Source organism: Bradyrhizobium sp. LVM 105 (assembly GCF_003957705.1).
Taxonomy (GTDB): domain Bacteria; phylum Pseudomonadota; class Alphaproteobacteria; order Rhizobiales; family Xanthobacteraceae; genus Bradyrhizobium; species Bradyrhizobium frederickii.
Genome location: NZ_QZMV01000019.1, coordinates 17261 through 33782 on the forward strand (window position 1 = coordinate 17261; position 16522 = coordinate 33782).

At 60.9% G+C, this 16522-nt stretch carries 17 protein-coding genes; 3 read left to right on the top strand and 14 right to left on the bottom strand.

Features of this window, described 5'->3' with window-relative positions; genetic code table 11:
• Positions 1 to 2: 2 nt before the first annotated feature.
• The 4 genes from D6B98_RS34000 to D6B98_RS40240 all read right to left on the bottom strand — a co-directional run bounded on the left by D6B98_RS34000 (position 3) and on the right by D6B98_RS40240 (position 5978).
• Positions 3 to 3437, bottom strand: a complete 3435-nt coding sequence (locus D6B98_RS34000) for an SbcC/MukB-like Walker B domain-containing protein (RefSeq protein ID WP_126261378.1) — start codon at positions 3435 to 3437, stop codon at positions 3 to 5.
• Positions 3434 to 4072: a DUF4194 domain-containing protein gene (locus D6B98_RS34005; RefSeq protein WP_126261379.1), complete on the bottom strand. Its 639-nt coding sequence runs from the start codon at positions 4070 to 4072 to the stop codon at positions 3434 to 3436. Before D6B98_RS34005 ends, D6B98_RS34000 begins: the two co-directional genes overlap by 4 nt.
• Positions 4062 to 5591, bottom strand: coding sequence for a Wadjet anti-phage system protein JetA family protein (locus D6B98_RS34010; protein ID WP_126261380.1), 1530 nt, complete (start codon positions 5589 to 5591; stop codon positions 4062 to 4064). Before D6B98_RS34010 ends, D6B98_RS34005 begins: the two co-directional genes overlap by 11 nt.
• 129 nt (positions 5592 to 5720) lie before the next feature.
• Positions 5721 to 5978: a hypothetical protein gene (locus D6B98_RS40240; protein WP_164719051.1), complete on the bottom strand. Its 258-nt coding sequence runs from the start codon at positions 5976 to 5978 to the stop codon at positions 5721 to 5723.
• Positions 5979 to 6550: 572 nt separating this feature from the next.
• Here D6B98_RS40240 and D6B98_RS34020 point away from each other — a divergent pair.
• Positions 6551 to 7147 (top strand): hypothetical protein, encoded by a 597-nt coding sequence (locus D6B98_RS34020; RefSeq protein ID WP_122405223.1) that lies wholly within the window; start codon positions 6551 to 6553, stop codon positions 7145 to 7147.
• On the opposite strand, the gene D6B98_RS34025 is transcribed toward D6B98_RS34020, so the two are convergent.
• The 8 genes from D6B98_RS34025 to D6B98_RS41540 form a co-directional block, all read right to left on the bottom strand.
• Positions 7148 to 7438, bottom strand: a complete 291-nt coding sequence (locus tag D6B98_RS34025; protein ID WP_126261381.1) for a hypothetical protein — start codon at positions 7436 to 7438, stop codon at positions 7148 to 7150.
• A 292-nt stretch (positions 7439 to 7730) separates the two neighbouring features.
• The gene (locus tag D6B98_RS34030; protein WP_126261382.1) at positions 7731 to 7943 is read right to left on the bottom strand and encodes a hypothetical protein; all 213 of its coding nucleotides are present in this window, start codon (positions 7941 to 7943) and stop codon (positions 7731 to 7733) included.
• A 90-nt stretch (positions 7944 to 8033) separates the two neighbouring features.
• Entirely contained in the window at positions 8034 to 9698 is a 1665-nt protein-coding gene (tnpC, locus tag D6B98_RS34035) for an IS66 family transposase (protein ID WP_126261383.1), read from the bottom strand.
• 45 nt (positions 9699 to 9743) lie between these two features.
• Entirely contained in the window at positions 9744 to 10064 is a 321-nt protein-coding gene (gene tnpB / locus D6B98_RS34040) for an IS66 family insertion sequence element accessory protein TnpB (RefSeq protein ID WP_430642570.1), read from the bottom strand.
• Between the two features lie 23 nt (positions 10065 to 10087).
• Positions 10088 to 10486, bottom strand: a complete 399-nt coding sequence (tnpA, locus tag D6B98_RS34045; RefSeq protein WP_164719052.1) for an IS66-like element accessory protein TnpA — start codon at positions 10484 to 10486, stop codon at positions 10088 to 10090.
• A gap of 63 nt (positions 10487 to 10549) precedes the next feature.
• Positions 10550 to 11548, bottom strand: a complete 999-nt coding sequence (locus D6B98_RS34050) for a HipA domain-containing protein (protein WP_164719053.1) — start codon at positions 11546 to 11548, stop codon at positions 10550 to 10552.
• Positions 11523 to 11897, bottom strand: a complete 375-nt coding sequence (locus D6B98_RS34055; RefSeq protein WP_126261387.1) for a helix-turn-helix domain-containing protein — start codon at positions 11895 to 11897, stop codon at positions 11523 to 11525. Before D6B98_RS34055 ends, D6B98_RS34050 begins: the two co-directional genes overlap by 26 nt.
• Positions 11898 to 12251: 354 nt before the next feature.
• On the bottom strand, positions 12252 to 12374 hold the full coding sequence (locus D6B98_RS41540; RefSeq protein WP_283810178.1) for a hypothetical protein: 123 nt from the start codon (positions 12372 to 12374) through the stop codon (positions 12252 to 12254).
• A 278-nt stretch (positions 12375 to 12652) separates the two neighbouring features.
• On the opposite strand from D6B98_RS41540, the gene D6B98_RS34060 reads away from it, so the two are divergent.
• Positions 12653 to 12877 (top strand): hypothetical protein, encoded by a 225-nt coding sequence (locus D6B98_RS34060; RefSeq protein WP_126261388.1) that lies wholly within the window; start codon positions 12653 to 12655, stop codon positions 12875 to 12877.
• Between the two features lies 1 nt (position 12878).
• Positions 12879 to 13445, top strand: a complete 567-nt coding sequence (locus D6B98_RS34065; protein ID WP_126261389.1) for a type II toxin-antitoxin system VapC family toxin — start codon at positions 12879 to 12881, stop codon at positions 13443 to 13445.
• Positions 13446 to 13797: 352 nt separating this feature from the next.
• Here the strand turns inward: D6B98_RS34065 and D6B98_RS34070 are convergent, their stop codons facing one another.
• Both D6B98_RS34070 and D6B98_RS34075 read right to left on the bottom strand, forming a co-directional pair.
• The gene (locus tag D6B98_RS34070) at positions 13798 to 14049 is read right to left on the bottom strand and encodes a hypothetical protein (RefSeq protein WP_126261390.1); all 252 of its coding nucleotides are present in this window, start codon (positions 14047 to 14049) and stop codon (positions 13798 to 13800) included.
• Positions 14050 to 14653: 604 nt separating this feature from the next.
• On the bottom strand, positions 14654 to 14860 hold the full coding sequence (locus D6B98_RS34075) for a cold-shock protein (protein WP_122406874.1): 207 nt from the start codon (positions 14858 to 14860) through the stop codon (positions 14654 to 14656).
• Positions 14861 to 16522 lie beyond the last annotated feature (1662 nt).

Here is a 16522-nt window from a genome sequence, read left to right on the forward strand (position 1 = left end):
GACTACTCAGCGGCCAGACGGGTGGCGAGCTCGTCTTCGGACATCAGGTCGGGATCGATGGCCATCAGTTCGCGCTTGGCCTTCTCTTTAAGTTCCACCACTGTGGCCCTGGACTGTTCGCCGATGCGGTCCACCTCCACGATTGTGTCCATGTGCTCGAGCACGGCGACCCGCTTCTCGAACGGCGCCGCGATCACGAACTGCAGGCCGAGGTTTTTGTAAAAGCTCATCATCTGCCGCTGGTTCTTGCCGTCCATCTTGGAGAAGGCCTCGTCGAACATGGCCAAGGCGAAGCCGGCGGGCTTGCCGACACGACGCTCCGCGCTGCCGTAGACGGCGGCCAGCGAAGCGCCGATGGCGACGTAGATGGGCACCTGCTGTTCGGCGCCGGATCCGGTGCCGCGCCGCTGCTCCCAGCGGGTTGAACGGCCCGTAGCGACATCCTCCATGTGAATCTCGAAAGTGTAAAAGTTGCGGTAGTCCTCGAACTGGGTGAAGTCCTTATCGGGATCTTCGAGCAATGCCTCGAGCGCAAGGATCGTATCCTTGTGCGGGAAGTCATCGGGCACGTCGCCCCGGAACAGCATATCGAGGGCCTCCGGAGAGGTTTTGGCGATCTCGATGATCTTCAGGATGGGCTGGAATTCCACCATCTGAGTGCGGTGGAATGAATAACGCTCGTTGTGGAAGGGATGTGCGTAGAGGCTACGGTTTAACGATTGCAGCTCCCGCTCCATCTTGCCGATCCGGGCCGTGAGCGCGTTGATGAACTCGCCGCGCAGCAGGGTGGAGGCCTTTTCCGCCGCTTCCCGCGCCTGCCGTTCGTACTGGCGCAGCTCGTTGGATTCGATGTCCGAGATGAGCTGTTCCATCCAGGGCTTCACCTCCCGCAACGGCTCGCTCTCCGCGCCGACTTGCGAGCTCATCCCGAACTGGTCGAAGTAATCGTAAAGGAGCTCGCGGACCCGTCGCTCGATGCGGAGGCGTTCGGCGTCCGAGGCGTCCGCATCCTTCAGCGCTCTGTCGGCGATGGCGCGGTGTTTCTCCGCGAAGCCCTTCTGGGCCGCGGCATTGAGGCGCTCGCGGTACACGATCCTGCCCTTCGCGGCGGAGTAGAGCGGGAAGGTCTTGCGATAGATCGACCGGGCGACCCGCAGGTTAAGCTCGGAGCCGGGTACGTTTTCGCCCTCTCCGAGCCTCCTTTCTGCCGATCTGACCTCACCGTCATGCTCGCCGAACGCCTTCTGCTGGATCTTTCGCTCGTCGAGCCTCTTCTCCTTCAGCTTCTGCTGCGCTCGTTTTTTCTCGCGAAGTCCGCCGTCGCCCGCCCCGTCCAGCGCTTCGAGCCTCGCCTGGGCTTCGGCGATCTCGGTCTGCGCGGCCGCGAAGGCAGCGGCGCAGGCCTTCAGATCGTCACGTCCCTCGCAGATGTTCTTCAGAGCGGCAAAGGCCTGCTCTGCCGCCTGGGCCTCCTTGCTCTTTTCAGTGTGGAGCAGATCCAGTTCCTCGGCCTGATCCTGCAGGGAGCGCAGGGCGTTCGCCTGGGCCGCCTTTCCAATCTTGTGCTGCGAGGCTTCGATCCAGCGATGGGTCCTTACGAGGCCGTCGTCGTAGAGGCCGTCCTTCATGATAGCCCGGCCGGGCCTGTTGAACTGATCGAGCGTGTCCGCGAGGCGGACTGTGCCGTAGCGGCGCATGATGAAGGCCATCGCGTCCGGATCCTGGCTCCGGAAGATCGAGGGGAAAGTACCGCGCTCCGGCTTGGCCCTGAACTGCTCGAGCTTGTTTAGGCTCACGAGCGATGCATGGCGAAACTCGCGGCGACCTTCCTTGAAGATTGACGTGGCAGCGCTGATATCCGCTCTGTCCACGAACACGGCTTCCCGGTCGCGGCCGAGGAGCGCCTCGGCGGCTCCTACCCATTCGGGTTCGGCGACCTCGATGATGTCGCAGAGCACGCGCGGGGCCATTCCGCTCTGCCGCAGAATGCGGCAGAGGAGTTCAGTGTCGTGGCCGAGATAGGCCCTGGCCCCTCCGGCGGTGTGCTGTCGGATCCGTTCGAGCACCTCGTCACGGCGGCCTCGGAGGCCGGAAAGCTCCGCGATGATCCTTTGACGCGCTTCGTCGATCTTCGGCAGCCATTGCGCGCCGCTTGCCGCGAAGGACTTCTCGGCCGCGGAGAGCTCGTCGGAGACATGCCCGATGTCGACCCCGGCGGTGGCGGTCAGAAGGCTCTCAAGCGCAGGAACGAAGTCCTCGAAACCGTCCGCGCACATCGCGCGGAGCGGCTCCAGGCGACGGATGTTCTCCATACGAGCCTTGAAGTCCGCGGAGGCGCGGTGCGCCGCCTGCCCGGCAACATCGGCGGTCTGCTGCAGGGACTTTCTGCCGCTCTTGGCATCGTGCTCGGCGATCGCGGCCGTAAGGCGTTCGATCTCGTTATCGATGGCCTTGACGTCGTCGTCGATGAATTCGAGTTCTTTTGCTGCCGCGTCCCGGCGCGCCATCTCGGTACGCCGCTTGGTCTTGAAGTCCAGGTTTGTCGCGCGCGCCGCGAGCCAAGTCGCGCGTTTTGCGATCCACTCCTCCCTGAACTTGGTCTCGAGCGCTTCTTCAAGGGTGCCGAGGACGACGCGAAGCGCCCTCAGGGCTTCGAGCCTGAGGCGCATCTTTCTGATGGTTTCGCTGATATTGCGGTATGTCTGGATCGACTCGCGCAGCTCCTTGATGCCGATCGGACTGTCCTCGAGGATGTAGTTCCGCACGAACTGTGTGGCCGTCTGGTTGTGGTCGAGCGTCATCGCGTTGACGATCGATTTCTGCAGGGCGCTGGCGTTCTGCTCGCCATAGGGCGAATGCGGCAGAAGATGGCGCATGTATTCGCGGACGTAGTCGCTCGCCCGGTCGCGATGATTGACGAAGTTGCCTTCGCCGACCGCAGCGACGATCCGGGCGCGCACGTCCTCCCACTGGGCCGGGAATTGCGACTTTCCTCGCTGCTCGATGAAGTCCTTGGAGCGCAGAACGGTCCCGACGGCGACGAACAGTGCCAGCACGGTTTCCCTGCTGTCGGACTTGCGCGCCTCAAGCGCCATGCCGATCGTGACCGGCGGTCGATCGCCTTCCTTGTCTTCGAACCCTAGCGCCACGTAGGTGCGCGCCTCGTCACGCCGGCGCTGGTCTTCGCCGAGCGTCCCAAGGCAGTAATCGACGACGCTGCGCTTCGAGCCGCTGCGCGATTTTCCGCTGTCGCCGGCGACGGCGTTCAGGCGCAGGAACCGCCGGCTCGCGCCGGTGAGAACGACCTGTGCCATGTCGAGTATTGTCGATTTGCCGGACCGGTTCTCGCCCAGGACCCCGACGTGTCCTGTCACGTCGATGTCGGCGACGTCGAACAGGTGCCAGTTCACCATCGTCAGGTGGCGTAGCTCCATCATGCCTCGTCTCCTGCGGGCTGCGGAAACCGCGCCTCCTCGCTACGGACGTAGCGCTCAAGCCGTTGGAGGGCATCGCCGCCACTGATCAGCTTGACCATCGGGCGGATCCTGATCTCGCAGTCCTGCTGCTCGTCGTCAAAATCACCGATCTCGACCAAACTGCGTTGGGCGGCCTCGCGCAGGATGTCCCGGAAGCGGGCGGGCGAGATCGCGCCTCCGCCGCCGTGCTGCGCCATCTCGCGGTAGCGATCGAACAGATCGTTCAAAGTGGCCACTACGACGGCCCGGTCCTCGACCGCTCCGACGTTCACCTCTTGTTGCCAGTGTGCCGCCAGCACCAACACAACAATGGTTTCGTCGAGCTTCATTCGAGGCAGCGGCACGTCCTCGTCCATGGCGACGATGCCGGCCCACTGCGCTTCCGGATCGCGATGGACGCGATATCCGCAACTATCGAAGAAGCCGTCGATCAGGTCGCGGAAGCGGCCGTCCATGATCGTGTTGTAGACTGTCCCAGTGCGGGGATCTCCCGCGAACACGAACTGCCGCCGTAGCAGGAAGTGCAGCGCTTTGCGGAGGTCGGCTGCCTTTTCCGCGCCGAAGGAGCGCTCGACGTTTTCGAACTCACTGAGCACGGGCTGCCTCCGCTTTCCGGAAGTCGCCGGCTCGCCTGACCACGAAGTTCGCACATCGAAGCCATTCGCTGTCGTGGGGCGGCGTGTCTGGGCGCGGCTCCAGATCGAACCCGGCCGCGACCTGCGCCGGAACTTCGCCCGTCAACGCATATCGGCGGGCGCAATCGAAGGCGAGAAAGTCGTCCACGGTATCGATTTCCATGAAGCGGGCTTCCCTGGTCGCGAATGGCGGCACCTGGCCTTCGAGGAATCGTCTGACATCCTCGGGGCGGGGCGCGATGCGAGCGATGTACTCGAGGCGGAGTTTCTTCCGCAGTTCGTACAGCGGGTCCGATGGCGGCTCGGCGAGCTCCCTTGCTTCGACGGGACGGCGGGGCTGCCTGGCCGGCGCCTGATGGTGCTCGGACCAGGGGGACCGCAGCGGCTCGATGCTCCATTCGATAGTCGCCTTGTGGTGTCTGCCGTCCCGCATTAGGGCGTCCAGGCGCCGCACCAGGTCGCCGGCGCGGCTGACGAGTCCCTGCCCGCCCCGCTCGGCGTACTTAATGGTGTTGCGGACCCGGGCTTCGAGCTGCCTGCGGAAGGCCTCGATCCTATCGAACATCTCCCCGATCTGTTCAAAGATGCTTTCGATGGCCAGCAGGTCGTCGGCCGCGGCCATTCGACCGTCCTCGATATCGGCTGCCATGCTGGAAGCTGTGTACTCCTCGGCGAGGACCTGCATGGTTTCCGGGGTGTAGGAGATCCTCCGCGCGAGATCGACGATAGCGTCGCGAAAGCGGTACGGATGGTTGACGGTGAGGATGGACTCGAAATCCTTCAGCAGGAGCTGGTCGACAAACTCCTCGAAAAAGGCTTCCAGCCGGGTAGCTACTGTTTTCGACTCCATGACCGTCCGCCGGATCCGCTTCAGGTCGGCCAGAATGGCCCGCAGGCTCTTCGTGAACTGGTCGGCCTGATTGCGCGCCTCGCGGACGGCGAGCGCGGCTTCGCGCTGCTTGCGGTCGGTGATCTCGGGCCTCAGTTTTTCGACGGCCTCCAGGTTGAGGCGGATTTGCACGATCAAGCCGCCGAATCGCTGCGAGAGATCCTTGTTGAGGCTCGCGAGCCGCTGGATCACGAGCAGCGGTCCCATAGCCATGTCAACGGTAACGCGAAGCCCGTATTCCTCCTCTTCAAGCCACCCCCAGGCGAGCAGCCGGGCGTACAATTGTCGGGCAAGACCGAGCGCCTTGTCGCCCTTCTCGGAAGCGAGCGCGACGTCGGCCTTCCGGATCCGGCGGCGTCCCGCGGAGATCATTTCTGGCAGGCTGCCGAAATCATCGCCTTCATTCCAGAGGCCGGGATTAGCGCGCATGACGTCATAGATGGCATGGACGACCTGCTGGGGGGTCGGAAAGGACGGCGCGCCTGAAAAGAAGCGTTCGTGGAGGTCGAGCAGACAGGCCGCGTACAGGTGCTTGTGATCGCGCGAGAAGGCCAAAAACGCGTCGTCATGCAAATGGCGGAACAAGGACAATCGCTATCACTCCTTGAATCGGCATCATCCAAAAAGGGATGCAGCTTGCCGTCCCGACACTCAGAATCTGCCTTGGGAGATACCCCAGTCGAGATGTATCGCAATTCTGCTGCAACTGGAAGGATATGTTCACTGTATGTTCGTGTATAGCTTGGCAAAGAGCTGTTGTCGAGCTTTAGCTCTCGCCATCACCAGTGCGAGATCGGGCGTCTTGGTCTCCAGGTTCGTCCTCAAGGGCTCGTCGATCGCGTTCCGCAGCGCCTCGACAAGAAGCAAAAGAACGTGCTGCGCCACGACATCAAGGTCAAAGGCGAACGTAACGCCGAAAGCACCATGGACTTCCTGCATGACGTCGGCAGCCGCGTCATCGGCCGGCTGAGATTTCAACGGACGGCTTCCATCCCTACGGCGGAGCGATCCGCAATGCCTTCGGCCCGAACCCCTCTCATGGCGTGATCGTAAAGACCTACTCGGTAATGCATCTGGTGAAGGAGCGCAGGGCCGCTCTCGCCCGCCGCCGAAGTAGCGGTAAGCCGTGACGTAGTATCTGGCGATGCCGATCAGTACGTTTCAGCCAGCTATGTTGAGCGTCAGAACCTTTCGCTGCGCATGGCTTCGCGCTGGTTCACCCGCCTCACCAACGGCTTTAGCAAGAAGCTGGACAAACACGTTGCGTGCGGTCGCGCTGTACGTCGCGCACTACAATCTGTGCCGCGTCCATGAGGCCTTGCGCACGACGCCAGCTAATGCGCTAGGCGTGGCTGACAAGGCGTGGAGAGTTGCTCAGCTTGTTTGACGCCGCACTCTCCGTGGCGCCTGCACTGCCCACTCAGACGCCGCCAGATCGTCGCCGGAAGTTCACGGTAATTCAGGAAGGGAGGCGGGGTCAGTCATAATTACTCATTAAAAACCCTTGCTGAATCAATGATTCTGATACTCTGCCATCCAAGGAGATTCGGATGGCAGACCCAACTTACAATTTGAACGGCGGCTTTAAGCCGACAATGAAAAGGTTCGCTGATCTCAGCGGGCCTGATTTTTTCCCCACCCCACCGTGGGCAACGTTTGCTCTGATCGACAATGAAAAATTCACCGGCGAGATTTGGGAAAGCGCGTGTGGTGATGGGACGATGTCCCGGGTGCTAGAGCAGACCGGGCAGCCCGTTCGCAGTTCTGATTTATACGATCGCGGCTATGGCGAGATCGGCTTTGACTTTCTTGAGCCGAAATGGTCAGCCGACAACATCGTAACCAATCCGCCTTACAACTGCGCTGAGGGCTTTGTCGCTAGCGGCGTCAAGCATTCGAACCGCAAGTTCGCACTGCTGTTGCGGCTTGCCTTCTTAGAGGGCGCGAACCGCGCTAATACGATCTTCGCAAAGATACCACCCGCTCGGGTCTGGGTTTTCAGTGAACGTATTACTTTCTATCCTAGCGGCGTGGAGCCCAAGGGCAGCGGAACGACGGCTTATGCATGGTTTGTTTGGGATAAAGAAGCGCCGGGCAGAACCGAACTGAAATGGTTCAAACCCGGTTATAAGGCGAAGTTCTCCTAACTAGGCTGCAACCTCGCACCCCGGCAGCGCCAAGCCGCCGGGGATGGCGACAAGCTTGCCTTCGTAGATGGCGTTTCCGGGCGACGCTTTATGCGAGGCGATGTTGCGCACCTGCTGCTCCCATAACGCCTCGCCTGGCCGGGTCGGGGATGGCGCTAGGTCTTCGGCTGAAAGCGTTAGATAATTCGGAATTTCTTCAATCAACTCTCTAATGGTCGCACGACCTGTAGCTCGATCGGTAAGAACTTTGATGGCCGCTTCGGCAACTTCAGCTTCGGTAACTCGGGACATATTCCCCTACCTCCATTCTGGTGGAGTCCAGAGATAGGTTCGCGCAATGGTAGTTGGAGTCAGTATAACTACGGTGTGTAATTTCAGTGGCCTACTTTGAAATCCCGAGTGGCCCATTTCGGCCAGTACCCCAGCCCTCGCGTGCCATGAGCCTTGAGCACGATGTGCAGCCATGTTTCAGGCGGTGAGGCAGGCAGGCTCGGTGCTAGGGCGATGGGGCTGCTGCGCCTTCCGGCGCTGGATCCGCTTGCTTCAGGCGCTCTAGGTAGCCGCGCGCGCGCGAAATCACCGCTTAGACCACCGTTTCCAGGATGGGATCGCCGCCGGCAGGCAAGGCTTCGATCTCGGCTTTTGCCGCCATTGCATGGTGCGTCACGGCCTGAGCAATCTCGGAGACGCGCCGGATCGTCTGCGTTGGAGAGAGTTTGCAGTCGATGGCGAAGCGCTCCCAGTGGTTGCGTCCGAGCTGGTCAGCCTGCTTCTGCTCGCCGATCTTCTGCGCCATGTTGCGGGTGATCTGTACGCATACGATGAAGACCGCCAGATTGACGCATGCGCGCGGGCAGAGCGAGCTCTATGATCGGTTGGGTGAAGGTCAAGCGGCCTGCTGACTGGCGGGCTTGTCGGTTTGGTGCAGGAGCTTCCATTCCCAAGGCAGCAGTTCGTGCAGGCGCGAGCTAGGGAGATCGGCGATACGGGCGAGGACATCGGCGAGCCAGGCCTTAGGATCAACGTCGTTGAGGCGGCAGGTTGTGATCATCGTCAGCATGATGGCGGCACGGTCCGCGCCACGCTGGCTGCCAGCGAAGGTCCAGTTGCGCCGACCCAAGGCGATACCTCTCAATGCGCGTTCAGCGCAATTGTTGGTCAAGCAGATCCTGCCGTCGTGGAGGAAGCGGGCAAAGTCGTCCCAGCGCCTGAGCATGTAATTCATGGGCTTCAGGACCTCGGAGGAGCTCGACAGGGTCTCTCGCTCGCGGAGCAGCCAGTCGTGCATGTCGTCGAGAAGCGGCTTGCTCTGTTCTTGGCGCACGGCGCGTCGGTCGTCGGCACTGCGGCCATTGATGGCGCGCTCGATCTCGAACAGAGCGTCTAGACGCCTGACCGCCTCCAGCGCGATCGGGGAGATCGGTTTGCCTTTCTGTCCGTCGCGGGCAGTTTTCTCGATGTCAGCCAGCTCGAAGAAGCCCCGCCGCGCATGCGCCAGGCAAAATGCGGGCGTGATCGGCACCGCTTTCCTTTGCGGGTCGAACAACGGCTCGAAGCCGCTATAGCAATCCGCCTGCAGGATACCGCTGAAGGTGGCCAGATGCTTCTGGGGGTGCGCGCCGCGACGGTCACCCGAAGCGTAATAAACCGCCGCCGGCGGTGCAGGCCCGGCGAACGGCTGATCATCCCGCACATACGTCCAGATCCGCCCAGTCGTGCATTTGCCCTTCGCCAGGATGCGGATGGTGGTGTCGTCGCCATGCAGGCGCTCGGCCGTGAGCACATGGTGCTCGATCAGCCGGAACAGCGGCATGACGGCGAAGGTCCCGTGGCCGACCTGGTCGGCCAACGTCGACAGCGGCAAATCGATCCTTTCAGCCCTGAAGCGCACGCTCTGGCGGTTGAGCGGGATATGCATGCCGAACTTGTCGAACAGGATCGTCGCCAGCAATTGCGGGCCGATGAAGCCGCGCGGCGTGGCATGGAACGGCGCGGGCGGCTGACTGATCTTCTCGCAATCGCGGCAGGTGAACTTCTCGCGTACCGTCTCGATGACCTTGAAGCGGCGGGGAATCTCCTCCAGGGTCTTGGTCACATCCTCGCCGACCTTCGCCAGCCGCGATCCACCGCAGCAGGCGCAGGTCGTTGGAGCTTCAACGACGACGCGCTCGTGTTCGATATCGTCCGGCCAAGGCTTGCGAACCGGCCGCTTACGCGTGAACGGACGGACGTTCTGCGTCTTCGCTGCCGCCACCTGCGCGGCGAGCTCATCCTCACTCGCCGTAGTGACGAGTTCCTCGAGCTCCAACTCCAACTGCTCGAGCAGCCGTGCCGAGCGCTCGGATCGCTGCCCGTGCAGTTCGCGTTTGAGTTTCTCAATCCGCAGCTCAAGATGCGCGATGAGCGCCTCATTGTCCGACAGCTCCGCCCGCGCACTGGCGGCATCCGCGACGGCGACATCGCGCTCGACCTGCAAGGCCTCACGCTCGGCCAGCAGCGCAAGGTAGGCGCTCGCAAGGTCCGATGGAAGATCGTCCGGCTTCGATATCATGAAGCCATTGAATCAGATCAGGCCGCAAACTCAAACCCAAAACACCTATCCGACCCGCGTCGGACGCTGGGTTTCTTGCGGGTTGCGCCAATCAATTCCGGACAACAGATAGCTCATCTGCGCAGGCGAGATCGTCACAGCTTCACCCGCAACGGATGGCCATATAAACTTTCCTCTCTCCAGTCTCTTGGTGAACAGGCAGGCCCCCTGGCCATCGTGCCAGATCACCTTCACAAGATCGCTGCGGCGCCCCCGGAAGACGAACAAATGACCGCTGAGCGGGTCCTTGCGCAGCACCTCCTGCACCTGAAGTGCCAACGACGGAAAGCCTCGGCGCATGTCCGTGTAGCCTGTCGCGAGCCACACTCGCGCGCTCGTCGGAATCGGGATCATCGGCGGGCCAAAGCATCGAGAACCCGACGTAGCGCGTCTCCATCAACTTCGCCATCGACCCGGATGCGATGCCCGCTACCAAGATCGATCTCGATGATGCCATGGCTCTTGCGTCGCCGCGCCGTCGTCGTCAACGGCGCTTCGGCCACCTCCTGCGGTGACGCAGACGGCCCAATCTCGACCGGAACAAACGGAGCTATGCTCGCTTCGCCGTGCCTGCAAAGCTCCTTGCGCCACCTGAACAGCTGGCTCACATGAAGTCCGGCCAGGCGAGCTACCTCGGAAACGCTGGCGCCGGGCGCGAGCGACGCCGCAACAAGCCGCTCCTTCTCGTCTTGCGACCACCGGCGCCGCCGCTCGACCGATGTGATCACCTCCGCCCTCGAAATCGTCATAGCGCTTCTCCTAGGATTACCCCTAGGACCTGCAGCCATCGCGCCCGTCAAACAAGGCGGCCCTCAATGGAGGGATACGGTGATCTTCGGATATGGCGCCGCGCAGACGATGTCGTAGCCTGGCGCCATGGCGGCGCCGCGCGCCGATAGCATCAGCGAGTAATTTTTGGCGTGTGAATCCGCGTTCCACACCATCGGATTGAAGATGGCAAGATTGACGAAGCGGGCGGTCTGCTGTGCTGTCATATGGCGCTGGGGCACGCCGAGCATGTCGGCCAATGATGGTCCTTTTAGGCCTCTATCGTTGTTCTGGTACTTGGCAGCTGGCGGTCGGCCCAGGGCTTGGCAGAAGTCCTCCTGATGCAGCCGCCGCCACCTCTTGCCCTCATGACGGCGGTCATAGCGCTCAACCAGCAGGTAGCTACGTTCGCCTGCCGTCCCGGTCGTCACCTTCGGCGTCGGGATTCCGATCATGCGCGCGAGTGTCAGGCAGAATGCCTCGTTCTGGACGGCGCCAGGCAAGCGCTCGCCATCGGGCTTGATGATGTGGGTCGATGGCGCGCCGTCGATCGGTATGTACAGGGTGTCGCCCTCCAGAGCGACGGCGAGCTTCGTCTGCACACCGGCAAGCGACATCGACACGCCATCCTCGCCGACGAGGAAGGGCTTGTGGGGTAGCTCATTGAGAATGCGCTCGAGCGAGGCCTTGTCGGGGATCTCTCGCCATTTGCCGGCGATCAGCCCGGTGCCAGGTTGTCCGACGGAGAGCGCGCCGGCGGTGTCGCGGCCCATCTCGGCAAGAAGACCGATGACATCGGCCGGCGACTTGCCGAGCATATGACCTACGGTCCCGAGAGTTGGGTTCTCCGGCAGCAGATTTGCCGCCCATGGCAGAATTGCCGAGGCATCGTGCGACGCCCGCGAGAGCGGCATGGTGAGCGACACAGGGAAGGCACCGGTCAGCCCGCGCCAGGATTCGGCATAGGTGAAGCCTGACGCTTCATCGGCGGCCATGATCCAGCCGACCTCTCGCGTCTCAAAGTAGACCGGAAGACGGTCCATGAGGGTCCTCCTCGTCGCTGTCGGGAATGTCCGGTGTCTCGGAAGTGTTGGCCCGGCGGGCTTGGGCATCCTTGAGAACATCCTCGATGCGCAGTCCGAGCACGTTTGCCACGTGCAGGCTTCGCCCGAGCTGACAGGTGCTTTTTCCGGCCTCGAGGTCGACGATGAAGCGCTTTCCTGTCCCGCTCACCATGGCCAGCTCGTCCTGCCGGAGGCCCTGGCGTTTGCGTTCTTCCTGGATGATGCGACCGAATGCTGCAGCAAACTCGGCCGCTTGGCGCGCGACACCCGTCTCGCCAGGAGCCTCATTTTCGCCTGAGAGGGGAGCGCTCTTTGGAGGCGTGTTCATAGCTTTCTCGTCCTAAAGTTACCGAGCGGGAACTTTCAGTGTGTTATTAAATCGAAGGGCTAAAAGTTACCGATCGGGAACTTTACTCAAAAAGCGAGCCTGAGCGATCCAGAAAGTTCCCGATCGGGAAACCTGCTCCCAATATTAACTGGGTTATTAGAGAGATCGACACGATCGGCAGGGAAATCGCCCTCATCCCCGTCGAGCGAAGCAGGTCCTTAGCGTCCGTTCGCCGGCGAGCGGCGCTGCGGCCTCAGCACGATTCCGGCGATCCTGTGCGGCTCGCGAACCGGCAGCGGATGGCGATATAGGGGACGATCTCGCTGCGGCGAAACCGTGTCAAAACATGAGGCGCTAGGTGATCGGGCGTGCCCCTGATTGCCAGCTGAACCAGATCGCGGAGCCTTCCTCCTTGTCCGCGCGCGAGTTCAACTCTGCACTGACGACGAGCAGCACCGACAGCGCAGTTGCGGCCAACAACTCCTTCCACTGATAGTCCGCTTGGGCCTTGAGGCCGGCATAGCAATCAGACGCCTTGAAGTCGAAGCAGCAAACGGACTATGTTAGACAAATTCCGTTTTTGTTCGACAAACGGGTAAAGTTCTATGGCAAAAAGATCGGCTAGCAAGCCCACGCCCCGCCGGGCCAAACGGAGAAGAGCTGCATCCAAGGGTGGCTCGGTACTGATAAAAAGCTTTAAGCGTGAATTAGCGACCAGCGGGCTTGTCGGGAGCAAGGCACGATTTGAAGCGGTCATGCTGGCGGCGGAACGATCTGGCCTTTTGAGTGAAAAAGGCAGCCGCATCGGTGGCCGGGTGAGTCCTGCCTTGGTCCGGCAGGCCAAGCACCAGACGGGCATCGAGGCGGATACGGAGTTGATCGAGTTTGCGTTGGCGACGGTCGCACTCGAGGACAACTTCGCAGAAGCGTTCAAGAAGTCTCGGGGCAAGGTCGACCCAGCGTTAAAGCTCGGTTTCTAACGTGGCGGAATTCGACTTTGACGCGGCGCGACGTTGGGCGCGGTTCGATCCGGGAAACACGCTGGCACGGCGCAGCGACGATGAACTTCCGTTCGTCAGCGTCGGCCTGACCGCCGGACAGGGGCTACTGCTCGATACCTGCGTCTATATTGATCAAATGCAAGATCGTTCGCCTCCGATCCTGGACGACCTGATCACGCAGCGACAAGTCAATCATTCGACTGTCGCGATCCAGGAATTGATGCACACGGTCGGCGCGCTCAATCCTTCCGACGCGCGAACCGCTTCTGTCGTCGATGTGATCGGGAAGCAGATCAAGGCGATGCCGCCGCATCGGATCTTTGCGCCGGACATAGACGTGTTGGGACGAGCCGCGCTGCTATCAGGGATCCTCTGCCGCCTCCAGGGATATGAAAGGGACGGCAAGTTGCGCGCGCTTCAGGATTGCGTGCTGTTCCTGCAGGGGCAAAAGCTCGGCCTGCTCGTCCTGACTGCGAATGTCGGCGACTATGATATTCTACTCCAGCTGATACCAGCCGCACGCGTGCTGTTCTATCGTTCGAAATGATCTCCATTAATGATTGAGAAAGATTTTGACGACCTTCGCTTTCCGACACCTCCAAGCTTTGGTTGACCGAGGGTTCAGAATGAACTTTCCGAATCAGTGGTGTCCCTGGCTGGACCGGCCCGTCGTTGACGATTTTGCATGCACGGCTGCGCCAGCCGCGATCGAGGCGCACAGAACCCTCCGGCAATTTGGGGTAGCAGCACCGCGGTCTCGAACGGGTTCGAACAGCCTGTTGTGTTCAGCCGGATAGGAATTCACCAAAGATCTCTGTGCGCTAATAGGCGAGGCCTGCGAGCTCGAAGCGATGACCATAGACGAGAAGGCTGGTCTCCTGAGGGTCGCATCTACACGCTCAGTCCAGCGAGAAGCTGTCACCATCATTCGACCTTAAAGCATCTTGAGGTCTACAGCTCGCCGCGCCGCGGTCGCGTTCTTCTTCAGCTACTCGACGCCATTCTCCGTCTTCCCCTTCGTGCGCGCCCGCTGCCGTGCGCAGGTGCAAGACGGAAGGCCCCAGTGCTTCGCGAAGCGATGAGCTCGTCTTAAATTGAACCGACCGGCTCACCACGTCGTCGCGCACCACGAGCGGGCGTAGATTGTCCATCAGCACTTCCTCCGGTACGCCGCCGAATGTCCGCAACGCTACCGGCCAGTGGTCTGAACTGCTTGAGGACAATAGTAGCGCCCCAGGGGCAAGACCAGATGCAACAATTGGCCGTTTTTCTTTCAGCCAGGGGCGAAGCCCGTCAGCTTCTCGCAAAAAGTTGCCGGAGTAGCGGTGCCGTCCTGGTCTACGTTCGAGTGCAGACAGGAATTGCCGCCCGTCTTGGGTATTTCCCAGCCAAGAGCATCGCGAAACACAAAGTCCGCCGAGATCCGCCCGTGTTCTGCCAATGGTTTCATGCGCTCGAGGCATGCGCGACGTGCACTTCCCGGCGTGTTCACGAGCGTACGGCTTGAGAGCGTTGTGGCAGCTGGCCGAAATGTTGCCACACCGGCACTACGATCTTGCTGGGAACACCTGTAACTCTGGCTACAGCGATTGGTCAACTGGCTTCAGGCGATCGAGGCTCTCAAGCGGTTTGCGAGACAGCCCCATGCCTAGAAGAGACGGTCGAAAGGCCGAACGCCCGGCGCGCCGTGACAAGGCATCGCCGGACAGGTGCGAGAACACGCTTTGCAGAGAGGAGTTTCCGGAGTGGGTCAGATCAGCCAACCCGCAGATCCTCGGCTGACATCTTACCCGAACGCCCGGCCTTGAGCTGATAACTTACCCGGGCCCCCTCTTCGAGGGTGGTGTAACCGGCCTTTTCCACGGCACTGATGTGCACGAAGACATCGGGACTTCCGTCCTCAGGCCTGATGAACCCATAACCTTTGGTCGAGTTGAACCACTTCACAATACCCATTGCCACGGCGGCATCTCCATAGTGAACCGTTGTGATCTAGCGAAGAGTCTTCCGGCCATCAAGACGGTCGGTAAGAGAATCCAGCGTCACTGCGCAGGTCACGTGCTCTTTTTCTTATCGCGTGGTCTAGCTGCAGCCGCATCGTGCAAGCGACAACAATCCTGACGTCGACGACACTTCGCCTCAAAGTTTTTGCCCAGATGACGTTTTGACCTTCGCTTCACTCGCCGCGCGCGACCGGTTACAAAACAGCTGCGGAGCCTCGAACATGTCGCGCTCATCCAGAGGCCGGCGGCACAAACAATGCGGACGACTCCCACTATGGGAGCAAACGAAATTGCAGCTTGAATGTTTGACCAGGATGGTAGGAGCGTGCGTCGTTAACAGGCTCCGTACTTGTCGTCCCCACGACCCGGAGAATGCATATGAGCTCAACATTGCGCGCCGATTCGTGGTCGCGTTGCGCGCCTCGAATCCTCCTCAACGCAGACATCAAGCCGACCACACCGGAGGTATCCTCCTCAGCGTATGAACAGGGGCATGTCATGGAAGCGGATCGTATCAGACGGTACGATATGGACAGGCATCATAGGGCTGCTGGCGTGGTCCGCGCGCAGCGTGATCAGCAGCCAGTCGACTGGCTAAGGGTGGTATGCACGGCGACCCTCCGCAAAGGAAGTCACGAGCGCCCTGTTGTTCAATAGCCTGAAGCAGGATTATCAATCCACGCATGCCTGCATTGAAGCTACCTGACATGCTTTCTCAAGCTCGTTCTCGGCGCGAGCCCAAACCACTGCGGCTGCCGCTTTGATCTCCTCGAGCCAAAGGAATGGGTCACCAGTTAGCACTGCATCCGTTCGCTCCTGTGAAAGCGCCTGGAGGTGAAGCAGCCAATCGAAAGCAGCGCGGTGTGGAGGAGGGATGTCTTCTTGCTCCGGCTGAGGTCACGCGGCCAGGCTTGCGGGCCCTGGCGCGTCAAGCAGAAGCGGTAGAAAGCACGCAAGCGCATGACATTGCGCAGCTGGGCTATGTCGCGGGTCGTTCAACGCAAGCTGCGTGCCGGCTAAAGAGTCGCAAGTTACAGCCATTCGGGGCTGCACGACCATGTTCGGTTACCGACATTGGGTTGCCAAGCGAACCTCACAGCGTGTCGGAGGCCGCCTGCCAGATAGCGCCAACGTTTTTGATCTTCACTGGCAAAGACCCGGACGCGGCGATGCTACTTTTCTTCGCATATGAGGTTGCTCCTTCTGGCTGGCGTCATGGGGCAGACTTGTCGACGGGTATCATCACGACAAAGAGCAGCGCATCGCCTAGAGGATTGCGCTTGAGACGAGGAGAGTAAAACAATGCCCAACAAACGGCCTATGTCGCAACACGCCTTGGGAGTAAGCAAACAATCAACAAAGGAACAAGCATCAGGTCTAGTTATTCTGCGCAACAAATTGGCGAAGTGAAGCTGGACATCAGCAGCAATTGAGGAGCTATGGTCCAGCTTAAACGATCCTGATCCGCCTGGTTTGGAACGGCGCACGAGCCGTGGTCTCATCGACGTGATCAGTCAACGTACAGAGTTGACGACGTGACTTCGTCTGTTTCGCAAGGAAAAAGCTCGCCAGATTCGGCAGCGCTTGCAGTCAACGAGCCGGAGCACCGCGCAGGGGCACA

Bases quoted from the DNA above. Each gene is read 5' to 3' on its own strand.
- D6B98_RS34000 (WP_126261378.1), bottom strand. From the start codon at position 3,437: ATGATGGAGCTACGCCACCTGACGATGGTGAACTGGCACCTGTTCGAC.
- D6B98_RS34020 (WP_122405223.1), top strand. From the start codon at position 6,551: ATGGCAGACCCAACTTACAATTTGAACGGCGGCTTTAAGCCGACAATG.
- D6B98_RS34025 (WP_126261381.1), bottom strand. From the start codon at position 7,438: ATGTCCCGAGTTACCGAAGCTGAAGTTGCCGAAGCGGCCATCAAAGTT.
- D6B98_RS34030 (WP_126261382.1), bottom strand. From the start codon at position 7,943: ATGGCGCAGAAGATCGGCGAGCAGAAGCAGGCTGACCAGCTCGGACGC.
- tnpC (WP_126261383.1), bottom strand. From the start codon at position 9,698: ATGATATCGAAGCCGGACGATCTTCCATCGGACCTTGCGAGCGCCTAC.
- tnpA (WP_164719052.1), bottom strand. From the start codon at position 10,486: ATGACGATTTCGAGGGCGGAGGTGATCACATCGGTCGAGCGGCGGCGC.
- D6B98_RS34050 (WP_164719053.1), bottom strand. From the start codon at position 11,548: ATGGACCGTCTTCCGGTCTACTTTGAGACGCGAGAGGTCGGCTGGATC.
- D6B98_RS34055 (WP_126261387.1), bottom strand. From the start codon at position 11,897: ATGAACACGCCTCCAAAGAGCGCTCCCCTCTCAGGCGAAAATGAGGCT.
- D6B98_RS34060 (WP_126261388.1), top strand. From the start codon at position 12,653: ATGCTGGCGGCGGAACGATCTGGCCTTTTGAGTGAAAAAGGCAGCCGC.
- D6B98_RS34070 (WP_126261390.1), bottom strand. From the start codon at position 14,049: ATGGACAATCTACGCCCGCTCGTGGTGCGCGACGACGTGGTGAGCCGG.